The sequence below is a fragment of the Winogradskyella epiphytica genome, from assembly GCF_003217215.1.
In the GTDB taxonomy this organism is placed as follows: Bacteria; Bacteroidota; Bacteroidia; order Flavobacteriales; family Flavobacteriaceae; genus Winogradskyella; species Winogradskyella epiphytica.
Map to the genome: position 1 here is coordinate 1 of NZ_QJTD01000006.1, position 5328 is coordinate 5328.

The window sequence follows — 5328 nt, forward strand, 5'->3', positions numbered from 1 at the left end:
GCCCTAGCTAAATCAGGTTTAAAATATGACAGAAACTATAGAAGTGTTTTAGTAAATATAAACTAATAAATACTTGTTTTTTAACACAGTTCTTGAAAAGTAGGCGATTACGAAGCACAATACTTTCGGTTAAGCATAAAGCTTGAAAAGAGCCCAAAGCCTTGATTTTACAGCTATTTCGCCTATTTTTTATATACATTGTTAGCGGTTCGGCTGTGTGTCCTGCGTTACCAAGGGTACAAGATAAATAAGTTCTTTGAAATGGTAACATAACTTTTACAGAGATGATAGGCTCTATGGTGAAACGGCAACGAGCCAAGCCCTATGAAACGGTAAACTTGGAGGTCTCACAGAAGGAGTAAATGCAGAGAATTGGACTATCGGATAAGTAGTGTAGTCTACTTTTTCAAACCGCCTTAAGGTGCTTTTGTAAAGAGCAAAGGTATTGAGCGTTAAGGTCAAGGCAGCTAAAGCCGTTTGTATGGCGATTAGGTGTATGGTGAGTATATGGGAGTTGAGCGGAAGCGAACCCATCGAAGACGTGTCGAAAATAACTTTTATTCTGCCAAAATCAAGGGGTAGAGCGGCCCTGAGAGACAAGTTAATTAGCAATAATTAGAAACATAGCGGAAAACTACTTACCGGCTATGTGGCAGGCGGTATTAAGAGGGCAAGAACCATATACAGGCTCTGTAAAGGAACAGGAGAACCAAAGTCAAGATGTTAAGCAAGAATGCCGAAAATCCTGTAGGGAAAAGGCTAAGAGTAGCGATGCTTGACTTTGGGGCGGATGAAGCCGTAGTAGCGAAATTACCCAAGAGAGTAGGAGTAATGACCCTACAAGCGAAGGGCTTCACATAGTGTGACCTATTATTGTATTACAAGTTGACTTAGGTTAGCGATGATTTTGGGTATTAGGTCAGGAGTAGAAATACTTTGGACTATGAAGAGCCGTATGAATCGAGAGGTTCACGTACGGTTCTGTGAGAGGTTTAGAAGTGCTTAATTAAACCTAACTTATTTAATACGCTCATACGCCCTATAATTAAGTCTTCGATACTAGTAATTTAAAAGCTTTATTTTCATGTAAATTTTCAAAATGCTTTTCATTAAGTAATTCCTCTTCCAAAGTGTCAGACAATTCAATAGCCTTTTTTATGTCTTTTAAAGCGTCCGCTGGTTTATCCATTTTCGAATAAGCACAAGCACGCTGCCAGTAAGCTAAAGCATATTCATGGTCAAGTTCAGTGGCGTTATTTGTAAGATCTAAAGCCCAACGTATTTCTCCAATTTCCAATAAAGCATCAGCTTTATAAGTCATCGCTTCAATATCGTCCGGTTTAATACTTAATATCTCATCATATACTGAAATCTTATCTTCGTCGCTTTTTTCTAATCCAGCACGCATCCATAAAGAGTGAATTGAATTAGTATCGGTTATGTTCTTTTGTGTTTCTATAATCACTTTCGAGCGTTCAGTCATTTTAACTTCCACTTGCTGTAAACGACTCTCATAGTCCGAAGTAAGAGTCTGAATTTTCTTAGCCATATCAATCTTTAAACTCTTTTTAATATCATTTAAAGAACGCCAGCCTAATAGAACTAATAAGGATGCAGCTGCCGTTATGATATAAAAAATATTATTCACAGTACTTGTGGTATAATCGATGGCTCTATCTGAAGACTCTAATTTCGCTTCTGCAATTTTTTTGGTCACCTCTGCTCTCAAACTTTGGTTCTCTTGTCTTAAGGTTTTTATTTCATCCAATATATACCTTTCAACTAAAGGCCTGTACATAGGTTCTTGTAAAGAATCCGTGGTAATGGTGTTTTGTGAAAAGAAAGTAACAGGAAGAGACAAAAGGAAAAGGGCTAAGAGTAATTTGGAAATTATAATATTGAGTTGTTTAGAATTAACCTAATGCTGCAAGGTTTATAAAATTTATCACAAAGACAATTTTTTATCTTTTACCTTAACATTTCAATTCGTCAACAATAATTTAGACTGTAAATTCTATGTTGAGTATTGAAATCCTTTTAAATTTTGAGTCCTAAGCTTACATAATGGAAATCATAGAACACCGAGAGGCTCCCGTTGTATATGGCTGATGTTGTACAAAACGATAGGTCTTATCATTTATAAAATCGATAATGCTAATATGGTATAAGAAGGGAATCTTTATACGAATGTGGGCGTTGATGATTTAGAACTCCTTCTATTCCTCACCAACCAAATCCGGCCACCGCTTCAAATAATTAATAAAATCCTCTCCAATACCTTCCGACTTCAAATAATCCGGAGTTACTGGGGTTGCTATAGGTTCAAATTCAGGATCTGCCATCACCTTAACAGGAAAATCATGATGAAGTATAGCAGAGCGTCCAATACTTACAAAATCAACACCTGAGGCTAATACCTTGCTAACGTCCTCCCCAGTACTAATCTTTCCTGCCACTGTAAGTCGAATGGATTTAAAATCAAGGGCTGTAAAATGACTTAATAAAGTCGTACCCTTAAAGGCTTCTTCTTCAGGAGCTTTAAAAACATCCCATAACGAAATATCTAAAAAGTCAATCACTTCCTCATCGATAAAACGCTGACAGACCTGCTTAACCTCCTCCAAGCGCATGCCAAAACGTTCGGGAGATAGTCTAACGCCTAATAAAAAGTCCGTGCCGCAGGCCGCTCTAATCCCATGGACAATCTCAAACAAAAGTCGAGAACGGTTTTCTAAAGAACCTCCATAGGCATCCGTTCGCTTATTAATTTCTGAACTTAAAAACTGTGTCAGTATATAACCGTGGGCGCCGTGAACTTCAACACCGTCATAACCGCTTTTTTGAGCACGAAGTGCAGCCTGAATAAAATCAGCTTTTAATTCCTCTATCTCTGCTAAATTTAAAGCTCGTGCACCCTGCTTTTCATTGGCAGACGGACAAACAGGAGTGCTGTTGATAACCGCTTCGGGCGACCGCATACCGGCATGATGTAACTGAATTACAGCCAAACTACCATAGGATTTGATGGCCGAAGCCAATCGTGTATGACCTTTAATATGAGCATCGGAATAAATGCCCAATTGTCCAGGAAACCCTTGACCTACTTTCTGAACATGAGAGGCACAAGTCATCACCAACCCAAATTGACCTTCAGCACGCATCTGCAACCACCGAAACTCATCCTCCGAAAGCCTGCCGTCAGAATGACTCTGGGTATTGGTTAAAGGGGCTAACATAAATCGGTTTTTCATCTGCGCACCGCAAGGAAATTGTAATGGGGAATTCAGAAGCTCGTTCATGGGTTTAGTAAATGTTTTGTTCGTGTTTGTCCTTGTTTGAAATGAAAATGGGAGTCCTATGACATCGAGATCGAATAGCCATAGACCTCATAAAGTATTGAATACTGTGCAATTTATTTGGATTGATCATGTTCTACCCAAAGTAAATCGGAAGTCCGATAACCAATCTCCTCAGCAATCTTAAGATAATCGTTCTTAACCGATTCAGGAATCTCGGGCTCACGAGAGAGAATCCATAAATATTTAGTGCTTTTTCCGGCGACTAAAGCATAGCGATAGTCCTCATCAAGGGCAATAACATTATATCCAGAATAAAACGGACCAAAAAACGAAACTTTGAGTTGGGCCACCTGCTCGTCTCCAATAAATTTGGCTTTGCCTATAGCCTGACTCCAGGCTTCTTTTTTGGTGTTATACCCGCGATTATCTACCTTAATTGTACCATCGTCATATAACGAATAGGTCGCCGTAGTATTATTCAAATTCCGCTCATACTTAAAATCAAGCCGAGCAATCTCATACCATTGTCCTAAATAGCGTTCTTTGTCAAATGGGCTAACAGCTGTAGCTCCCTTGGGAATAGTCGCACATGAAAATAATCCTAGCATAATAATACCGGTGAATAAGGGTTGAAGAAATCGTCGAGTCATCATTCCTGTAAAATTAGTTAAAAAGAATGACCTATCCCATTTCAAACCAACAACATGAACGTCATGCCAAATAAAGCCATACCATCATAACGCACAGGAATTAAAAGGACCAACGACTAAAATCGATAAAAACCCAATAGGCTAGGGGCATAGCACATCAATCCATATAATCCAACACCCTAACCGCAATGCCCGACTGTAAATCATAAACCTCCTGGTCGATAATCTCGTAGTAACGCAATCCTAGAACCGCAACGCCGGAGTGTTGTGGACTAACAATATCCGCAGGCTCTAAAACAAAGGAACTGGCAAGCGAATCAACAGCTAAAAAACAAGTCGGAGAAACCTCTAATGCCGAATCCAAACGATCAAAGTCAAAATCTAACACCCCTAAAGTTATGCCTACATGTGTAGCAGCCTTGGGTGTTTTGTATAGACTCGGGTTGAAATTCTTAACGGATAACTGCTGCGTATGCCAATCAAAGTTGGACTGTTCATAGAGATCAGACATCATCTTTTGATGCGGAATAAACTCAAATTGCTTCAATAATCGTTTCCCTTTGGCCGTTTGTAAACCATGTTTAACTCGACGTTTTCCACGTTCTGAAACAAAATCCAAATCTTTTAGCTGTGTAAATAAGGTCATTAATCTCGAGTGAATCTGCCGACCTTTTAAACCTCCAAAAAAAGGGAGTAAAGCTCTTCGAAATCGACTTCTCGATGTGCTGCAATGCCCAAATTCAGAAGCATTATCCCGCACAAGCTTCATATTATCTTGAGTTCGAATAGCCTCGCCATTAAATCCGCCACCAGCCCTTCTAACAAAGCCTTTCCCAGACATAATGAAAAAGTTTAAATCGCCAATAGTACCACTAATAGTAAAGAGTCCTCGCTGTCGTGCCATAATAATAAAAGTTTAATGTTGAACTTAAGCTAAGTTAATAAATATCAGCAACTTACGCAATAGGTATAGCGTATGTATAGCGTATTAACCCCGAGGATACTCCATGGTAACTCCGTATAAGCCCTATGAACACATCTAAAAAGCCCCATAAAAGGAAGCCAGAAATAAAAACAAAACAATTATCCCTAGAAGAGAAATCCCACAAAGCATAACGAATCAAATGTCCCCTTGAGGGGACTTTAGGGGTGTTGTCTAAGAACAACCCACAACAGTAAATAAATCACCATAACAAGTAGTATCTCACAAAGCATAACGAATCAAATGTCCCCTCGAGGCTAATAAGAATCAAAATATATTTTGATTCGTAATTACCGGGCGCAGCCCTTAGGGGTGTCGTATAGATTAGCAAGCCTAGCTCATTCTGGGTATTAAAGAATCTATCAAGGCCAGCACCTAAGTACGTCAAAATAACCAC

The 5328-nt window shown here is 39.2% G+C and carries 5 protein-coding genes; 1 reads left to right on the forward strand and 4 read right to left on the reverse strand.

The annotated features are described in order from the left end of the window. Positions 1–647 precede the first annotated feature (647 nt). Entirely contained in the window at positions 648–779 is a 132-nt protein-coding gene (locus DFQ11_RS15390) for a hypothetical protein (protein ID WP_262508289.1), read from the forward strand. 266 nt (positions 780–1045) lie between these two features. Here DFQ11_RS15390 and DFQ11_RS11730 read toward each other — a convergent pair whose 3' ends face one another. The 4 genes from DFQ11_RS11730 to DFQ11_RS11745 all read right to left on the reverse strand — a co-directional run bounded on the left by DFQ11_RS11730 (position 1046) and on the right by DFQ11_RS11745 (position 4853). Beyond that, positions 1046–1861 carry a tetratricopeptide repeat protein gene (locus DFQ11_RS11730; RefSeq protein WP_199446467.1) on the reverse strand — a complete coding sequence of 272 codons (816 nt, stop codon included), beginning with the start codon at positions 1859–1861 and terminating at the stop codon, positions 1046–1048. A 355-nt stretch (positions 1862–2216) separates the two neighbouring features. Beyond that, positions 2217–3299 carry an NADH:flavin oxidoreductase gene (locus DFQ11_RS11735; RefSeq protein ID WP_110476080.1) on the reverse strand — a complete coding sequence of 361 codons (1083 nt, stop codon included), beginning with the start codon at positions 3297–3299 and terminating at the stop codon, positions 2217–2219. Between the two features lie 113 nt (positions 3300–3412). Further along, on the reverse strand, positions 3413–3952 hold the full coding sequence (locus tag DFQ11_RS11740) for a lipocalin family protein (RefSeq protein WP_394346958.1): 540 nt from the start codon (positions 3950–3952) through the stop codon (positions 3413–3415). A 154-nt stretch (positions 3953–4106) separates the two neighbouring features. Then, positions 4107–4853 carry a hypothetical protein gene (locus DFQ11_RS11745; protein WP_110476081.1) on the reverse strand — a complete coding sequence of 249 codons (747 nt, stop codon included), beginning with the start codon at positions 4851–4853 and terminating at the stop codon, positions 4107–4109. Between the last annotated feature and the right edge of the window lie 475 nt (positions 4854–5328).

Excerpts from the sequence above, each read along its gene's own strand:
- DFQ11_RS15390 (WP_262508289.1), top strand. The coding sequence starts at position 648 with ATGTGGCAGGCGGTATTAAGAGGGCAAGAACCATATACAGGCTCTGTA.
- DFQ11_RS11735 (WP_110476080.1), bottom strand. The coding sequence starts at position 3,299 with ATGAACGAGCTTCTGAATTCCCCATTACAATTTCCTTGCGGTGCGCAG.
- DFQ11_RS11740 (WP_394346958.1), bottom strand. The coding sequence starts at position 3,952 with ATGATGACTCGACGATTTCTTCAACCCTTATTCACCGGTATTATTATG.
- DFQ11_RS11745 (WP_110476081.1), bottom strand. The coding sequence starts at position 4,853 with ATGGCACGACAGCGAGGACTCTTTACTATTAGTGGTACTATTGGCGAT.